We start from the raw sequence: 16,732 nt of genomic DNA, 5'->3' as shown, positions 1-16,732 counted from the left end.
AGCTCGAACTGTAGCTACGGAGAGCGTGAGAGCGTGATGGGCAATCGCTTCCAGGTCAAGGACCGCTTCGCGGACGGCGCGCAGTACATCGACGGGCGACTGAGGTCCGGCACCTCCGGGCAGTCACACACCGTGGTCGACCCGGCCACCGGTGAGGAGGTCCTCACCTACGAACTCGCGAGCACCGCGGACGTCGACGAGGCCGTCGCCGCCGCCGTCCGGGCCTTCCCCGGCTGGTCCGGCGCCACCCCCGGCGAGCGCTCCGACGCCCTGCACCGGCTGGCCGCCGTACTGGCCGAGCAGGCGGAGGACTTCGCGTACGCCGAGTCGCTCCAGTGCGGCAAGCCGATCAAGCTGTCCACGGAGTTCGACGTGCCGGGGACCATCGACAACACGGCCTTCTTCGCGGGGGCGGCGCGCCACCTCCAGGGGCAGGCGGCCGCCGAGTACTCCGGGGACCACACCTCCTACGTACGCCGCGAGGCCATCGGGGTGGTCGGCTCCATCGCGCCCTGGAACTACCCCCTCCAGATGGCCGCCTGGAAGATCCTCCCGGCCATCGCCGCGGGCAACACCATCGTCCTCAAGCCCGCCGAGCTCACCCCGCTGACCTCCCTGATGTTCGCGCAGGCCGCCAAGGACGCGGGCCTGCCCGACGGCGTGATCAACATCGTGACCGGCGCGGGCCGGGAGGCCGGAGAGCACCTGGTCGGCCACCCCGACGTGGTCATGACCTCCTTCACCGGATCCACCGCCGTCGGCAAGCGGGTCGCCGAGATCGCCACCGCCACCGTCAAGCGGCTCCACCTCGAACTCGGCGGCAAGGCCCCCTTCCTCGTCTTCGACGACGCCGACCTGGAGGCCGCCGCACACGGCGCCGTCGCCGCCTCCCTCATCAACACCGGCCAGGACTGCACCGCCGCGACCCGCGCCTACGTCCAGCGCCCGCTGCACGACGCCTTCGTCGCCCGGGTCGCCGAGCTGATGGACACTGTGCGCCTGGGCGACCCGTTCGCGCCCACCACGGACCTCGGCCCGCTGGTCTCCCACGCCCAGCGGGACCGCGTCGCCGGCTTCGTCGAGCGCGCTCGCGGCTACGCCACCGTGGTCACCGGCGGCGAGATCCCGGGAGGCGAGCTCGCCGAAGGCGCGTACTACCGGCCCACCCTCATCGCCGGCGCCGCCCAGGACAGCGAAGTGGTCCAGTCCGAGATCTTCGGCCCGGTCCTCGTCGTCCTGCCGTTCGACACCGACGACGAGGGCATCGCGCTGGCCAACGACACCCCGTACGGACTGGCCGCCTCCGCCTGGAGCCGCGACCTCTACCGGGCGAACCGCGCCACCCGCGAGATCAAGGCGGGCTGCGTGTGGGTCAACGACCACATCCCGATCATCAGCGAGATGCCCCACGGCGGCTACAAGGCGAGCGGCTTCGGAAAGGACATGAGCACCTACTCCTTCGAGGAGTACACGCAGGTCAAGCATGTGATGTACGACAACACGGCGGTCGCCGCGAAGGACTGGCACCGCACGATCTTCGGGGACAGATAACCACCTGCCGCCGGACCAGCGGCCAGCACTCATCCCGAAAGGGCAACGCGCATGGAGCAGTTCGAGCCCGACCGCCTCTCGACGGCGCAACTCGCCGCGATGCGGCGCAGCCTCACCAGTGGGCGCGGCGCCCTCACCCGCCGCTCGCTGCTGCGCGCCTCCGGAGTCGGAGCGCTCACCGTCGCAGGCCTGTCCGCCCTCACCGCCTGCGGCATCCCGCCCGCCAAGCGCGAGGGCGGCGCGGTGGCCTCCGACGACCACTCGGAGCAGGAGAAGCAGATCAACTTCTCCAACTGGACCGAGTACATGGACACCGGCGAGGACGAGAAGTCCCGCCCCACGCTGGACGAGTTCACCAAGCGGACCGGCATCGAGGTCAAGTACACCGAGGACATCAACGACAACGTCGAGTTCTTCGGCAAGATCCGCCCGCAGCTCGCGGCCGGCCAGGACACCGGCCGCGACCTGATCGTCGTCACCGACTGGCTCGCCGCCCGCATGATCCGCCTCGGCTGGGCGCAGAAGCTGGACCCCGCCCACCTGCCGCACGCCTACGCCAACCTGATCCCGCAGTTCCGCACCCCCGACTGGGACCCGGGCCGCTCCTACAGCTACCCCTGGACCGGCATCGACACCGTCATCGCCTACAACACCAAGGCCACCGGCGGGAAGAAGGTCGACTCCGTCACGCAGATGCTCGACGATCCCACCCTCAAGGGCCGCGTCGGCTTCCTCACCGAGATGCGCGACAGCGTCGGCATGACCCTGCTCGACCAGGGCAAGGACCCGGCGAAGTTCACCACCGCCGACTTCGACGGGGCGATAGGCCGGCTCCAGAAGGGCGTGGACACCAAGCAGATCCGCCGCTTCACCGGCAACGACTACACGGCGGACCTCGACAAGGGCGACCTCGCCGCGTGCCTCGCCTGGGCGGGCGACGTCATCCAGCTCCAGGCCGGCAACCCGGACATCCAGTACGCCATCCCCGCCCCCGGCTACATCACCTCCAGCGACAACCTGCTGGTCCCCGTCAAGGCCCGGCACAAGGCCAACGCCGAGAAGCTCATCGACTTCTACTACGAGCCCCCGGTCGCCGCCCAGCTGGCCGCCTTCATCAGCTACGTCTGCCCGGTCGAGGGCGTCCAGGAGGAGCTGGCCAAGATCGACCCCGCACTCGCGGACAACCCGCTGATCGTGCCGGACAAGGCGATGGCCGCCAAGGCCCACGCCTTCCGCTCGCTGAGCAGCGAGGAAGAGACGGCGTACGAAGAGAAGTTCGCCAAGCTCATCGGCGCGTGACGCCTCGCGGCGAGCCGAACGGGCGGGGGCGCGCCCCCGCAGCCCTTCGGCCGGTCGGCCGGACGACCCCGCCCGGCAGCCCACAGCTCCTTCGGCCGGACGGCCCAACGGCCCCGCGACCACACCGACCCTCGACCACACCACCCCCGGGATCCCTCCATGACTGACAAGACCGCGGGCGGCGATGTCCGCCTCACCGGGATCAGCAAGCACTACGGCACCTTCACCGCCGTGCACCCGCTGGACCTGACCATTCCCCAGGGCTCCTTCTTCGCCCTGCTCGGCGCCTCGGGCTGCGGGAAGACCACCACCCTGCGCATGATCGCCGGCCTGGAGGAGCCCTCCACCGGCACGGTCCACCTCGGCGACCGGGAGGTCACCGACCTGCCGCCGTACAAGCGCCCGGTCAACACGGTCTTCCAGAGCTACGCGCTGTTCCCGCACCTGAGCATCTACGAGAACGTCGCCTTCGGGCTGCGCCGCCGCGGCATCAAGTCCGTCAAGAAGCAGGTCGACGACATGCTGGAGCTGGTGCAGCTCGGCGAGCAGGCCGGCAAGAAGCCGCACCAGCTCTCCGGCGGCCAGCAGCAGCGCGTAGCCGTCGCCCGGGCCCTGATCAACCACCCCCAGGTGCTGCTCCTCGACGAGCCCCTCGGCGCCCTCGACCTCAAGCTGCGCCGCCAGATGCAGCTGGAGCTCAAGCGCATCCAGACCGAGGTGGGCATCACCTTCGTGCACGTCACGCACGACCAGGAGGAGGCCATGACGATGGCCGACACCGTCGCCGTGATGAACGGCGGCCGCGTCGAGCAGCTGGGCGCCCCCGCCGAGCTGTACGAGAACCCGGGCACCACCTTCGTCGCCAACTTCCTCGGCACCTCGAACCTCATCGAGGCCGCGGTGGAGTCCGCCGGGTCCGACGTCGTCGTCTCCGCCTCCGGTATGAAGCTCAGGCTGCCCGCGGCCCGCTGCGCGACCACCCCGAGCACGGGCGGAAAGCTCCTGGTCGGAGTGCGCCCGGAGAAGATATCCCTGGTCCACGCCGACGAGGAGCACACCGTCGCGGCCGGCCGCAACAAGGTCCCGGGCCGGATCGTGGCCTCCTCCTTCATCGGTGTCTCCACCCAGTACGTCATCGACAGCCAGGTCTGCCCCGAGCTGGAGGTGTACGCCCAGAACATCGAGCGGGACGCACGGCTCGTCCCGGGCGCCGAGGTGATCCTGCACTGGAACCCGGAGCACACCTTCGGCCTGGACGCAGCCCAAGACATCGACGCGGGCATCGAGACCGTCGAGGAGAGCGCGTGACCGCCACCGCCGCGCCGCCCAAGGCGCCCGCCCCGGCCGGACCCCCGGCGCACAAGCCGTCGGTACGCAAGCGGCTGGTCCCGTACTGGCTGCTGCTCCCCGGCATCCTGTGGCTGCTGGTCTTCTTCGTCCTGCCGATGGTCTACCAGGCCTCCACCTCGGTGCAGACCGGCTCGCTCGAAGAGGGCTTCCAGGTCACCTGGCACTTCCAGACCTACTGGGACGCCTTCACCGAGTACTACCCGCAGTTCCTGCGCTCCCTGCTCTACGCGGGCACCGCCACCGCGCTGTGCCTGCTCCTCGGGTACCCGCTGGCCTACCTGATCGCCTTCAAGGCGGGCCGCTGGCGCAACCTGCTGCTCGTCCTGGTGATCGCGCCGTTCTTCACCAGCTTCCTGATCCGTACCCTCGCCTGGAAGACGATCCTGGCCGACGGCGGTCCGGTGGTCGGGGTGCTCAACAGCATCGGCTTCCTCGACGTCACCAGCTGGCTGGGCATGACCCAGGGCGACCGGGTGCTGGCCACGCCGCTCGCGGTCGTCTGCGGTCTGACGTACAACTTCCTGCCCTTCATGATCCTGCCGCTGTACTCCTCGCTGGAGCGCATCGACACCCGCCTCCACGAGGCCGCCGGGGACCTGTACGCCCGCCCCGCCACGGTCTTCCGGAAGGTGACCTTCCCGCTGTCCATGCCGGGCGTGGTCTCCGGGACCCTGCTGACCTTCATCCCGGCGAGCGGCGACTACGTCAACGCCGAGCTGCTCGGCTCCACGGACACCCGGATGATCGGCAACGTCATCCAGTCGCAGTACCTGCGGATCCTCGACTACCCGACGGCGGCCGCGCTGTCCTTCATCCTCATGGCCATCGTGCTGATCATGGTCACCATCTACATCCGCCGAGCGGGGACGGAGGACCTGGTCTGATGCGCAACCCACTCGTCTGGCTCCGGCGCAATCTGGTCGTCATCGCGGGCCTCGGCACGCTCGCGTACATGATCCTGCCGAACCTCGTCGTGACCGTCTTCTCCTTCAACAACCCCTCCGGGCGGTTCAACTACGCCTGGCAGGAGTTCTCGCTCGACGCCTGGAAGGACCCCTGCGGGGTCGCCGACCTGTGCGGCTCGCTGTCGCTCTCGCTCCAGATCGCCCTGTGGTCCACGCTCGCCGCGACCGCCCTGGGCACCGCGATAGCCTTCGCGCTCGTCCGCTACCGCTTCCGGGCGCGCGGCGCGGTCAACTCGCTGATCTTCCTGCCCATGGCGATGCCCGAGATCGTGATGGCCGCCTCGCTGCTGGCGCTCTTCCTCAACATGGGCATCCAGCTGGGCTTCTGGACGATCCTGATCGCCCACATCATGTTCTGCCTCAGCTTCGTCGTCGCCGCCGTCAAGGCACGCGTCCTGTCCATGGACCCGCGGCTGGAGGAGGCCGCCCGCGACCTCTACGCGGGGCCGGTGCAGACCTTCGTACGCGTCACCCTGCCGATCGCGGCGCCCGGTATCGCGGCGGGAGCGCTGCTCTCCTTCGCGCTCTCCTTCGACGACTTCATCATCACCAACTTCAACTCGGGCAACACCGTCACCTTCCCCATGTTCGTGTGGGGATCGGCCCAGCGCGGTACGCCTGTGCAGATCAACGTCATCGGCACGGCGATGTTCGTCATCGCGGTGCTGGTGGTCCTCGCCGGCCAGATGGTCGGCAACCGCCGCAAGAAGGCACAACCGAAGTAGACCCCTGTAGGGAGTTGGAAGACATGGCCCCAGTCGCCATGCGTAGTGTTGCGAAATCCCTTTCCGAAGCGAAGCCGGTCTCGTACTGGCTGGACGACCCCGGCAAGCCCGCCCCCCAGCCGGCGCTGACCTCCGACGAGCGATGCGACCTGCTGGTCATCGGGGCCGGCTACAGCGGGCTGTGGACCGCGCTGCTCGCCAAGGAGCGCGACCCCGGGCGGGACGTCGTAGTGATCGAGAGCAAGGAGGCGGGCTGGGCCGCCTCCGGCCGCAACGGCGGCTTCTGCGCCGCCTCCCTCACCCACGGCCTCGGCAACGGGCTGGCCCGCTGGCCCGGCGAGCTGGCCAGGCTGGAGGAGCTGGGCGCCCGCAACCTCGACGCCATCGAGGAGGCGGTCGCCCGCTACGGCATCGACTGCGACTTCGAGCGGACCGGCGAGATCGACGTCGCCACCGAACCGCACCAGGTCGAGGAGCTGCGCGAACTGCACGAGGAGGCACAGCGCCTGGGCCTCGCGGGCAGCTCCGAATGGCTCGACGGCGACGCGGTGCGCGCCGAGGTCGACTCACCGACCTTCCTCGCGGGCCTCTGGGACCGCGACGGCGTCGCCATGCTCAACCCGGCGAAGCTGGCCTGGGGCCTCAAGCAGGCCTGTCTGGACCTCGGGGTGCGGATCTACGAGAACACCCGCGGCCTGAAGATGGCCCCGGCCGGGCGCGGCATGACCGTCCAGACCCCCTACGGCACGATCCTCGCCCGCCGGGTCGCCCTGGGCACCAACATCTTCCCTTCACTGGTCAGGCGGATCCGCCCGTTCACCGTCCCGGTCTACGACTACGCGCTGATGAGCGAGCCGCTGGACGAGGCACAGCTGGCCTCGATCGGCTGGAAGAACCGGCAGGGGATGGGCGACAGCGCCAACCAGTTCCACTACTTCCGGATCACCCGGGACCACCGGATCCTGTGGGGCGGCTACGACGCGATCTACCCCTACCGGGGGAAGCTCGACTCCGAGTACGACCACCGTCCCGAGACCTACCTCAGGCTCGCGGAGCACTTCTTCACGGCCTTCCCGCAGCTGGAGGGGCTGAAGTTCAGCCACGCCTGGGGCGGCGCGATCGACACCTGCTCGCGCTTCTCCGCCTTCTTCGGCACGGCGCACTCCGGGAAGGTCGCCTACGCGGCCGGCTACACCGGGCTCGGCGTCGGTGCCACCCGCTTCGGCGCGGACGTGATGCTGGACCTGCTCGACGGCCTCGACACCGAGCGCACCCGGCTGGAGATGGTCCGCAGCAAGCCGATGCCCTTCCCGCCGGAGCCCTTCGCCTGGACCGGGATCACCCTCACCAAGTGGTCGCTGGCCCGCGCCGACCGCCACGGCGGGCACCGGAACCTGTGGCTCAGGACGCTCGACCGCCTCGGCCTCGGCTTCGACAGCTGAGCCCCCGCCGATACCCAGCTGATCCGCTCATGTGCTGATCGAGGTCCGCGCGCCCGGCGCACTCCGCCGGTCACCGCGTGACCCGTTTCACTACCACGGAGTAACGGAACCCGCGTCATGGCCGCGGCCGTCCCCGCTCTCTCCCGGTGAGAACCCTTCACCGGATCACGAGACGAACGGAGGCCGGGCGATGACCGACCCGGAAGCCAAGGCGGCAGTGGAATGGCTGGTATCGGCGGCGCCGGATCCCGACGCCTGCCGGTGGGAGTGGGAGCGCAACCCCCTCGGGGTCGCCCTGCTGCCCGCCGGCCGGCGCTGGGACGTGCTGATCCTGCCCGGGGAACTGGGGCAGGCCACCCTCGAGGTGCTGTACCTGCTCCTCGACCGGCCCGGCCCGGTGCTCGCCGATTTCGGTGCCACGCGGCTGGGCTTCTTCGTGCCCCGGGGCACGGCGTCCCGCTGGATCGGCACGGGCGTACGGGGAGCGGGCCGCGGGACCTGGATCGTGGTCCCGTACCCAGGCCGGGCGACCGGCGGCGTGCGCTGGCTGGTGCTCCCCGACGGGCAGGGGACGCTCACCGACCCGGCCGTGCTGGAACTCGCGATGCACGAGGCGGCCGCGCGCGTGCTGGCGGAGGAGGGCCGGAAGTCTTGACAAGGGCATTGGTCTGGACCATCTTGGGCGCCGCTGACCCCCTCCATCCCCCCATGCCCCGGAGGCAGTTGTGCGCAGAGCCTGGTCCATCCTCACGGCCGCCGCCCTGGCGGCGGCCGGCTTCCTCGCCGCGGGACCGCCCGCCGCGGCGGCGGACGCCGACCTCATACGCAACGGCGGCTTCGAGGCCGGCCTCGACGGCTGGAGCTGCTCGGGAGGCAGCGGAGCCCTGGTCACCACACCGGTCCACGGCGGGACTTCCGCCCTCCGGGCCACCCCGGCCGGCCAGGACAACGCCCGCTGCTCCCAGACCGTCACCGTCAAGCCCGACTCCGCCTACACCCTCGGCGCCTGGGTCCAGGGCGCCTACGTCTACCTCGGCGCGGCCGGCACCGGCACCACCGACGTGTCCACCTGGACGCAGACCCCGGGCGCGTGGAAGCAGCTGACGACCGGCTTCCGCACCGGCCCGGCCACCACCTCGGTCACCGTCTACACCCACGGCTGGTACGGCCAGCCCGCCCACCTCACCGACGACCTCACCCTGGTCGGCCCCGACCCCGGCGGTCCCGGCCAGCCCCAGCCCCCGGCCGCCCCCACCGGCCTGACCGCGTCCGGCGCCACCCCGAGCAGCGTGAACCTCTCCTGGACGGCGGCCCCGGGCGCCACCTCGTACAAGGTCCACCGCGACGGCGCCGCGCCCCTGACCGTCACCGGCACCTCGGCGACGGTGACCGGCCTCGCCGCCGCCACGACGTACGCCTTCCAGGTCAGCGCGGTGAACGCGGCGGGCGAGTCCCCGAAGGGCGCGGCCGTCTCCGCGACCACGGCCAGCGGCCCGGTGGACCCCGGCGAGCCCGGCAGCGGCCTCCCGGCGCACGCCCTGGTCGGCTACCTGCACGCGAGCTTCGCCAACGGCTCGGGCTACGTCCGGATGGCCGACGTGCCCGCCTCCTGGGACGTGATCAACCTCGCCTTCGGCGAACCCACTTCCGTGACCTCGGGCGACATCCGGTTCCAGCTGTGCCCGGTCGCCGAGTGTCCGAACGTCGAGTCCCCGGCCGACTTCAAGGCGGCCGTCAAGGCCAAGCAGGCGGCGGGCAAGAAGGTGCTGATCTCGATCGGCGGCCAGAACGGCCAGGTCCAGCTCGCGACCACGGCCGCCCGCGACACCTTCGTCTCCTCCGTCAGCAAGATCATCGACGAGTACGGGCTCGACGGCCTGGACATCGACTTCGAGGGTCACTCCCTCTCGCTGGCCACCGGGGACACCGACTTCCGCGCCCCCACCACCCCGGTGATCGTCAACCTGATCTCCGCCGTGAAGACCTTGAAGGCCAAGTACGGACCGGACTTCGTCCTGACCATGGCCCCGGAGACCTTCTTCGTCCAGCTCGGCTACCAGTTCTACGGCTCCGGCCCCTGGGGCGGCCAGGACCCGCGCGCCGGCGCGTACCTCCCGGTCATCCACGCCCTGCGCGACGACCTCACCCTGCTGCACGTCCAGGACTACAACTCGGGCCCCGTCATGGGCCTCGACAACCAGTACCACTCCATGGGCGGCGCCGACTTCCACATCGCCATGACCGACATGCTGCTCACCGGCTTCCCGGTCGCGGGCAACACCGCCCGGGTCTTCCCGCCGCTGCGCCCCGAGCAGGTCGCCATCGGCCTCCCGGCCACCACGAACGCGGGCAACGGACACACCCCGCCCGCCGAGGTGAACAAGGCCCTGGACTGCCTGACGAAGAAGACCGACTGCGGCAGCTACCAGACCCACGGCACCTGGCCCGCCCTGCGCGGGCTGATGACCTGGTCGATCAACTGGGACCGCTTCGGCGGCTGGGAGTTCAGCCGGAACTTCGACGGCTACTTCGGCGGCTGAAACCCGCCGGACCGGCTGGACCATCCGGACCGGCTGAACCCGCTGACCGCCAGCAGCAGCGGCACGCACAGGAAGCAGCTGGCCAGGACGTCCAGCGGCCAGTGGAAGCCGCGCAGCACCAGCCCGACGGCCGTCGCCCCCACCAGCAGGAGGGCGGCGGCCGCCGGCCAGTTCCGGCGGGTGTACGGGGAGACCAGCAGGGCCGCGCCGAGATAGGCGACGGCTGCGGTGGCCGTGTGGCCCGAGGGGTAGTAGCCGGCCGCCCAGGGCTCCAGCGGCCCCGGCCGGGCGGTCCATTCCTTGAGCGGCACGACCAGGGCCGGGACCAGGGCCATGGCCAGCCCCGCCGCCAGGGCGCCGCGCCGGTCCCCGCGCCAGGCGGCGTACGCCATGGCCAGGACGAGGACGGGTACGGCGACCGGGATGTTGCCGAGGTCCGCGAGGCGTTCGGTGGCCGCGTCGGGCACGGTGCGCACCAGGGCGCGGCCGAGGTGTTCGTCGGCGGCCGCCAGGGGGCCCGCGACCAGGACCTGCCAGGTGACCAGGCAGAGCGCCAGCAGGCAGAGCGCCGCGAGGAGGGCGGCCTGTCGGAGAGTGGGGGGCCGCAGAGTGGGGCGCCGGAGAGTGGCCGGCCGTCCCGGAACAGGGGGGATGGTTCCGGGACGGCCGCCCGGACCGGGTTGCCGTGCACCCCGGGGGGTTTGGGGCGTACGGCTGTCCGATCGGTGAGGAGTGTGCGCGAACGCATGCCCAGTGCGGCGCTGGGGAAGCCCGGTACTGGTGTCGCCCTCGGTCTCCCGGGAGCGGGGTGTCTCACTCATCTGCAGAAACCGTACGGCAGCGAAAGGGGGACCGACAGCGGGATCGCGCTCCCGCCATCGGCCCCCCACAGCTTCTTCACAGCGCCCGACGGTTACCCGGGGGTACCGGGCGGGCGGTGCGTTCGGGCGTTCTAGCCGTTCGATCAGATGCCCGTGAACGCGGCCTCGATGATGTCCAGGCCCTCGTTCAGCAGGTCCTCGCCGATGACGATCGGCGGCAGGAAACGGAGCACGTTGCCGTAGGTGCCGCAGGTGAGGACGAGCAGGCCCTCGGCGTGGCAGGCCTTGGCGAGGGCGCCGGCCGCCTCCGGGAACGGGGTCTTGGAGACCGGGTCCTTGACGAGCTCGATCGCGATCATGGCGCCGCGGCCGCGGATGTCGCCGATGATGTCGTACTTCTCCTGCATGGCCGTCAGGCGGGCCTTCATGAGGGACTCGATCTTCTTCGCCGCGGCGTTGAGGTCGAGCTCCTTCATGGTCTCGATGGAGCCGAGCGCACCGGCGCACGCCACCGGGTTGCCGCCGTAGGTGCCGCCCAGGCCACCCGCGTGCGCGGAGTCCATGATCTCGGCGCGGCCGGTCACGGCGGCGAGCGGCAGACCGCCCGCGATGCCCTTGGCCGTGGTGATCAGGTCGGGGACGATGCCCTCGTCCTCACACGCGAACCACTGGCCGGTACGGCAGAAACCGGACTGGATCTCGTCGGCGACGAAGACGATGCCGTTGTCGTTGGCGAACTTCACGATGGCCGGCAGGAAGCCCTTGGCCGGCTCGATGAAGCCGCCCTCGCCGAGCACCGGCTCGATGATGATCGCGGCGACGTTGTCGGCGCCGATCTGCTTGGTGATCTGGTCGATAGCCTGGGCGGCGGCCTCGGGGCCGCAGTTCTCGGCGCCGGTGGGCCAGCGGTAGCCGTAGGCGACCGGGACGCGGTAGACCTCGGGGGCGAACGGTCCGAAGCCCTGCTTGTACGGCATGTTCTTCGAGGTCAGCGCCATCGTCAGGTTGGTACGGCCGTGGTAGCCGTGGTCGAAGACGACGACCGCCTGGCGCTTGGTGTACGAACGGGCGATCTTGACGGCGTTCTCGACGGCCTCGGCACCGGAGTTGAACAGCGCCGACTTCTTGGCGTGGTCGCCCGGGGTCAGCTCGGCGAGGGCCTCGCAGACCTCGACGTAGCCCTCGTACGGCGTGACCATGAAGCAGGTGTGCGTGAAGTCCGCGAGCTGCGCGGAGGCGCGGCGCACGACGGCCTCGGCAGAGGCGCCGACCGAGGTCACGGCGATGCCCGAGCCGAAGTCGATCAGGCGGTTGCCGTCGACGTCCTCGATGATGCCGCCGCCCGCACGGGCCGTGAAGACGGGCAGCACGGAGCCCACGCCGCCGGCCACCGTCTCGAGGCGGCGGGCCTGCAGCTCCTGCGACTTGGGGCCGGGGATCGCGGTGACGATGCGGCGCTCCTGCGGGACAGCGGTCATAGAGGGCTCCTGGGGGGTGTTTTCGGACGCACTTGTGTCTTTGTCCGCAGGCTAGGCCCGGGGGAGGGGGTACGGCATGCTCCGTTCGGGAGTGATGCCCGCGTGTCCTTGTCCGTGACGGCCATAGGAAGGACAGGGCGCGTGTCTTGTGGAGAGTGCCTCGGACTCGCCCATCTCAGGGCCCCGTGCCCGGTACCGGGCACTAGATTGAGCGCCGCAGCGCACGCACGGGCAGGGGGCAGGGGTTCATGGACACCGAGGGCACGTACGACGGACAGGCGACCCGCGCGGGTCACGTACCGAGGCCCGCCGGGCCCCCACCCGCCCCCGCGGCCCCACCCGCCCCCGGCTCCGCCCCGCCGAAGCCCGCCCACGCGCCGGCCGTCGGGCCGTCGCTGGCGGACTGGCTGCGCACCCCGCGGCCTGCGGCCGAGCCCGGCGTGTGGAGGTTCGGACACGAGCCGCGGGAGGGGGAGGACGCCGAGCCCGTCACCGACCGGTCGCTGCTGAGCGGGGCGGTCATCTCCTTCCTGGCGTGTGTACTGCTGTGGTCCCTGCTGACCAACGGCTACATCCCGTACTCCGACCTGCCCCTCAGGCTCTTCACCCCCCGCGACTGGTGGGAGCTCGGCGGCCGCGCCGCCGACCACCGCGGCGCGGCCGCCCTGGAGGCCTACGCGCTGGTGCTGACCGGGGCGCTGGTCCTCTGGTTCAGCCGGCTGGGCTCCTGGGGCCTGGCCTTCGAACGGCTCGTCGCGGTGCGCGGAGCCGGCGCCCGCGTCGCCGGGGCCGCGGCCGGGGCCCTCTTCGTGATGGCGCTGATCTCGACGAAGACCCTCACCGCCTACGACCTGGCCTTCGCGCACCTGCCCTACCACGAGCTGGGCAGGACGGGCGGGCTCGTCGTCAACCTGCTGTACGTGGTGCTCTACGGGCCCGTCCTCTACTTCTTCGCACGGCTCGCCGGATGGCGGGGCCGCTCCGCCCCGGGAGCGGCCCCGGCCGCCCCGGCGCAGCCGGACCGGGCCGCCGAGGACCCCGCCGGATGGCCGCAGGTGCGGGCCGCCGGGCTCGCGGAGGCGGCGGAGCGGCTCGGCGGGGAGATCGCCGCCGGGCGGATGAACGACGTGGACTACGCGCGCATCCGCCGCGCCTGGGACTCCGTACGCGTCGACCCCTCCCGGCTGCGGGCCTTCGCCGACGCCGTACGGGACAAGGGCGCCGGCGCCTGCGTCCACCCCTCCGGTTTCCGCGACCTGCCCGCGCGGGCCGCCCGGCACGACCTGCTGGCCCGCCAGGTGCTGCTGGGCGCGGCCGTGGACGGGGCGCAGAACCCCTACGCCCGCCGCGGCACCGGCCTCGCCCTCGACCCCGACGTCCTCGGCACCTCCCTGCTGGCCGTCGGCCCCTCCGGCACCGGCAAGACCGCCCGGCTGGTGCGGCCGGTCGTGGAGTCCCTCGCCCTCCAGGCACTGGCCGGCCAGGCCGCCGTCGTCGCCGTCGGCGCGGCCGGGACCCGGCTCGGCCCGGACTCCGCCTACGACGTCGTGGTCCGCGTCGGCGACCCCGCCTCCGTCTACGACCTCGACCTCTACGGCGGCACCACCGACCCCGACGAGGCGGCCACCCTGCTCGCCGAGGCCTTCGTCGGAGACATCCCGGGCATCGACGTACGCCGCGCCGCGACGGCCCTCGCCCAGCTGCTCGGGCCGTTCCGTGCCGCGTACGGCCGCTTCCCCGCCGTACCCGAGCTGCGCGAACTGCTCGACCAGGTCCCGCCCGCCCTCGCGGGGCTGCGGCGCACGCTCGAGGAGGCCGGGCAGTTCACCATGCTGCGCGAGCTCGACGCGCGGGAGCGGCAGCACGGCGCCCCCGCCGACCCGGGACCTGCCCTCGCGGACCGGGTGGCCCTGCTCGACCGGCCCGCCTTCGCGGCGTTCTTCAACGTCGGGGCCTCCGACGGGGGCGACTTCGAGACCACCGGCCAGGGCCGGCCCTTCTCGCTGCGCGCCCTGGAACACCCGATCCGGGTCCGCGTCGACCTGCCCGAGCGCGGGCACGCCGACGCCTCCCGCATGCTGGCCCGGCTGCTGCTCGCCCAGTTCAACGCGGCCGCCGCGGCCCGCACCGACCGCTCCCTCTTCGCCTTCCTCGCCATCGACGACGCCTCGCACACCCTCACCCCGGAGACCGTGCGGGGCGTGCAGCGGCTGCGCTCGGCCAACGCGGGCGTCCTGCTGACGCTGCGGACGCTGGACGACGTACCGGAGGCGCTGCGGACGCCCCTCCTCGGGGCGGTCGGCTGCCGGATGGCCTTCTCGGGGGTCACCACCTGGGACGGCAAGCGCTTCGCGGAGGCCTGGGGCACCGAGTGGGTGGAGACGCGGGACGTCACCCACCGGACCGTCTTCGCCGACCAGCCGCTGACCCGGGCCATCCACGCCTTCCGCAAGCTCGTCACGGGCAAGGCGGTTACCACGGACGCGGTGACCGTCCGGCAGGTGGAGCGGGAGCGCTGGTCCGCCTCCGACCTGGCGCACGCCGTACCGCCCGGGCACGCCGTGCTGTCGCTGACCTCCGTCCGCGGGGAGCGGGCCGCCCCGCTGCTGGTCAGGCTCACCGGGACGGCCTGACCGCAGGGGGACCCGTACGGGATGGCAGAATCGAGGGGAGCCGTTCATACGACACGGCGAAAAGCGCGTACGGCCCTCCTGCCGCCTCTCCTGCCGCCCCTCCACCGCACCTGCCGCCGCGTGTTCCGCCGCCCCCTTCCGCTAAGGCCCCTGGTAACCGATGCCGCTCACCCTCGCCTCGCTCGTCCAGCACTCGGCCCTCAAGCTCAGCGTCCGGGCGGGGGAGAGCCGCCTCGACACCCCCGTGCGCTGGGCCCACGTCAGCGAGCTCGCCGACCCCGTCCCCTACATGGAGGGCGGGGAACTCCTCCTGATCACCGCCATGAAGCTGGACGCCGAGGACCCCGAGGAGATGCGCCGCTACGTCCGGCGCCTCGCCGCGGCCGGGGTCGTCGGCATCGGCTTCGCGATCGGCGTCAACTACGAGGCGATCCCCGAGGCGCTGGTCGAGGCCGCGCGGACCGAGGACCTGCCCCTGCTGGAGGTGCCGCGCCGCACCCCCTTCCTGGCGATCAGCAAGGCCGTCTCCGCGGCCCTCGCCGCGGACCAGTACCGGGCCGTGACCGCCGGTTTCGAGGCCCAGCGGGAACTGACCCGGGCCGCGCTGTCCGCCGACGGGCCCGCCGACCTGCTGGCGAAACTGGCCGCGCACGTGCACGGCTGGGCCGCGCTGTACGACACCTCCGGCGCGGTCGTCGCGGCCGCCCCCGACTGGGCCGCCCGGCGGGCCGCCCGGCTCACCCCCGACGTGGAGCGGCTGCGGGAGCGGCCCGCGCCCGCCAGCGCGGTGGTCGGCGGCTCCGACGACCGGGTCGAGCTCCAGTCGCTGGGCACCGGCCGCCGGGCCCGGGGCGCGCTCGCCGTGGGCACGGGGGCCCCGCTGGGCACGGCCGAGCGGTACGCCGTCCACTCCGCGGTGGCGCTGCTCACCCTCACCACCGAACGCTCGCGCTCCCTGCACGACGCCGAGTCCCGGCTGGGGGCGGCCGTGCTGCGGATGCTGCTGGCCGGGGAGGCCGAGCATGCGCGGGCCGTGGCCGGGGACCTGTACGGCGCTCTGCTGGAAGCGCCGTTCCGGCTGATCGTGGCCGAACCGGCGCTGCCCGGCACGGCCCAGCCCGAGGGGCTGGCGCTGCTGACCGACGCGGTGGAGTCGGCGGCCGCCCGCACCGGCGAGGCGCTGCTGGTGGTGCCGGAGCCCGGCCGGCTGGTGGTGCTGGCCGCCGACGGGGGCTCGGCCGTACACGCCTGCGCGGACCACGCGGAGGCACTGGAGTCCCGGCGCGGGCGCGAGGCCACCGGGCCGGAACCGGACGAGCTGGTGGTCGGCCTGTCCGCCCCGGCCGGGCCCTTGGGCGTGGCGAGCGCCATGAAACAGGCAGACCAGGCCCTCGCCGTGGCCCGCCGCCGGGGCCGGCCGCTGGTCGAGCACGAGGAGATGGCGGCGGGTTCGGTCCTGCCCCTGCTGGCCGACGAGGCCGTACGCGCCTTCGCGGACGGCACCCTGCGGGCGCTGCGCGAGCACGACGCGGTGGGGCGCGGCGACCTGGTGGCCTCCTTGCAGGCGTGGCTCTCCCGCCACGGCCAGTGGGACGCGGCCGCAGCCGATCTCGGTGTGCACCGGCACACGCTGCGCTACCGGATGAAGCGGGTCGAGGAGATCCTGGGCCGCTCGCTCGACGACCCGGACGTCCGCATGGAGTTGTGGCTGGCCCTGAAGGCAACATCGACCCCGACCTGACGGCCTGCGGCCAGGCTCAGCGGTGTACGGGGCTTGGCCTCTGCGGCGCCGTTGCACGGGGCTCCGCCCCGGACCCCGCGCCTCAATCGCCGGCGGGGCTGGGTTTGGCCTTGGCCCTGGCGGGGGCTTGGCGGGGTGTGGGTCGGGGACGCTCCGGAGCGTCTCCTCGGCTCGCGCACTGAGCCCT

At 72.2% G+C, this 16,732-nt stretch carries 12 protein-coding genes; 10 read left to right on the top strand and 2 right to left on the bottom strand.

Going from position 1 to position 16,732, the window contains the following annotated elements; genetic code table 11:
• The first annotated feature begins 36 nt into the window (after positions 1–36).
• From OG447_RS30845 to OG447_RS30810, 8 genes are all read left to right on the top strand, one after another.
• Entirely contained in the window at positions 37–1,551 is a 1,515-nt protein-coding gene (locus OG447_RS30845; protein ID WP_266940982.1) for a gamma-aminobutyraldehyde dehydrogenase, read from the top strand.
• A 51-nt stretch (positions 1,552–1,602) separates the two neighbouring features.
• Positions 1,603–2,850, top strand: coding sequence for a spermidine/putrescine ABC transporter substrate-binding protein (locus OG447_RS30840; protein WP_266940798.1), 1,248 nt, complete (start codon positions 1,603–1,605; stop codon positions 2,848–2,850).
• A 159-nt stretch (positions 2,851–3,009) separates the two neighbouring features.
• The gene (locus OG447_RS30835; protein ID WP_266940796.1) at positions 3,010–4,158 is read left to right on the top strand and encodes an ABC transporter ATP-binding protein; all 1,149 of its coding nucleotides are present in this window, start codon (positions 3,010–3,012) and stop codon (positions 4,156–4,158) included.
• Complete coding sequence (locus tag OG447_RS30830) at positions 4,155–5,084, top strand: ABC transporter permease (RefSeq protein ID WP_266940794.1); 930 nt, start codon at positions 4,155–4,157, stop codon at positions 5,082–5,084. Before OG447_RS30835 ends, OG447_RS30830 begins: the two co-directional genes overlap by 4 nt.
• Positions 5,084–5,890 carry an ABC transporter permease gene (locus tag OG447_RS30825; RefSeq protein ID WP_266940792.1) on the top strand — a complete coding sequence of 269 codons (807 nt, stop codon included), beginning with the start codon at positions 5,084–5,086 and terminating at the stop codon, positions 5,888–5,890. The genes OG447_RS30830 and OG447_RS30825 overlap by 1 nt, the downstream gene beginning before the upstream one ends.
• A gap of 23 nt (positions 5,891–5,913) precedes the next feature.
• Positions 5,914–7,332 (top strand): FAD-binding oxidoreductase, encoded by a 1,419-nt coding sequence (locus OG447_RS30820; protein WP_266940790.1) that lies wholly within the window; start codon positions 5,914–5,916, stop codon positions 7,330–7,332.
• A 190-nt stretch (positions 7,333–7,522) separates the two neighbouring features.
• Positions 7,523–7,987, top strand: a complete 465-nt coding sequence (locus OG447_RS30815) for a hypothetical protein (RefSeq protein WP_266940788.1) — start codon at positions 7,523–7,525, stop codon at positions 7,985–7,987.
• 70 nt (positions 7,988–8,057) lie between these two features.
• On the top strand, positions 8,058–9,872 hold the full coding sequence (locus tag OG447_RS30810) for a chitinase (protein ID WP_266940787.1): 1,815 nt from the start codon (positions 8,058–8,060) through the stop codon (positions 9,870–9,872).
• On the opposite strand, the gene OG447_RS30805 is transcribed toward OG447_RS30810, so the two are convergent.
• Complete coding sequence (locus tag OG447_RS30805) at positions 9,857–10,693, bottom strand: phosphatase PAP2 family protein (protein WP_266940785.1); 837 nt, start codon at positions 10,691–10,693, stop codon at positions 9,857–9,859. The genes OG447_RS30810 and OG447_RS30805 overlap by 16 nt on opposite strands.
• Positions 10,694–10,836: 143 nt before the next feature.
• On the bottom strand, positions 10,837–12,171 hold the full coding sequence (gene gabT, locus OG447_RS30800; protein ID WP_266940784.1) for a 4-aminobutyrate--2-oxoglutarate transaminase: 1,335 nt from the start codon (positions 12,169–12,171) through the stop codon (positions 10,837–10,839).
• A gap of 248 nt (positions 12,172–12,419) precedes the next feature.
• Between gabT and OG447_RS30795 the strand changes: the two genes are divergently transcribed.
• Positions 12,420–14,804, top strand: coding sequence for an ATP/GTP-binding protein (locus OG447_RS30795; protein ID WP_266940783.1), 2,385 nt, complete (start codon positions 12,420–12,422; stop codon positions 14,802–14,804).
• A gap of 160 nt (positions 14,805–14,964) precedes the next feature.
• Positions 14,965–16,545: a PucR family transcriptional regulator gene (locus tag OG447_RS30790; RefSeq protein WP_266940782.1), complete on the top strand. Its 1,581-nt coding sequence runs from the start codon at positions 14,965–14,967 to the stop codon at positions 16,543–16,545.
• The last annotated feature ends 187 nt before the right edge of the window (positions 16,546–16,732 follow it).

This window comes from Streptomyces sp. NBC_01408, from assembly GCF_026340255.1.
In the GTDB taxonomy this organism is placed as follows: Bacteria; Actinomycetota; Actinomycetes; order Streptomycetales; family Streptomycetaceae; genus Streptomyces.
The sequence above is the reverse complement of the archived record's forward strand: the minus strand, read 5'-3'. Positions and strand labels throughout refer to the sequence as shown.

What these genes read in the sequence shown, in the direction of transcription:
- OG447_RS30845 (WP_266940982.1), top strand. Translation starts at nt 37, where the DNA reads ATGGGCAATCGCTTCCAGGTCAAGGACCGCTTCGCGGACGGCGCGCAG.
- OG447_RS30840 (WP_266940798.1), top strand. Translation starts at nt 1,603, where the DNA reads ATGGAGCAGTTCGAGCCCGACCGCCTCTCGACGGCGCAACTCGCCGCG.
- OG447_RS30835 (WP_266940796.1), top strand. Translation starts at nt 3,010, where the DNA reads ATGACTGACAAGACCGCGGGCGGCGATGTCCGCCTCACCGGGATCAGC.
- OG447_RS30825 (WP_266940792.1), top strand. Translation starts at nt 5,084, where the DNA reads ATGCGCAACCCACTCGTCTGGCTCCGGCGCAATCTGGTCGTCATCGCG.
- OG447_RS30820 (WP_266940790.1), top strand. Translation starts at nt 5,914, where the DNA reads ATGGCCCCAGTCGCCATGCGTAGTGTTGCGAAATCCCTTTCCGAAGCG.
- OG447_RS30815 (WP_266940788.1), top strand. Translation starts at nt 7,523, where the DNA reads ATGACCGACCCGGAAGCCAAGGCGGCAGTGGAATGGCTGGTATCGGCG.
- OG447_RS30805 (WP_266940785.1), bottom strand. Translation starts at nt 10,693, where the DNA reads ATGAGTGAGACACCCCGCTCCCGGGAGACCGAGGGCGACACCAGTACC.
- gabT (WP_266940784.1), bottom strand. Translation starts at nt 12,171, where the DNA reads ATGACCGCTGTCCCGCAGGAGCGCCGCATCGTCACCGCGATCCCCGGC.
- OG447_RS30795 (WP_266940783.1), top strand. Translation starts at nt 12,420, where the DNA reads ATGGACACCGAGGGCACGTACGACGGACAGGCGACCCGCGCGGGTCAC.
- OG447_RS30790 (WP_266940782.1), top strand. Translation starts at nt 14,965, where the DNA reads ATGCCGCTCACCCTCGCCTCGCTCGTCCAGCACTCGGCCCTCAAGCTC.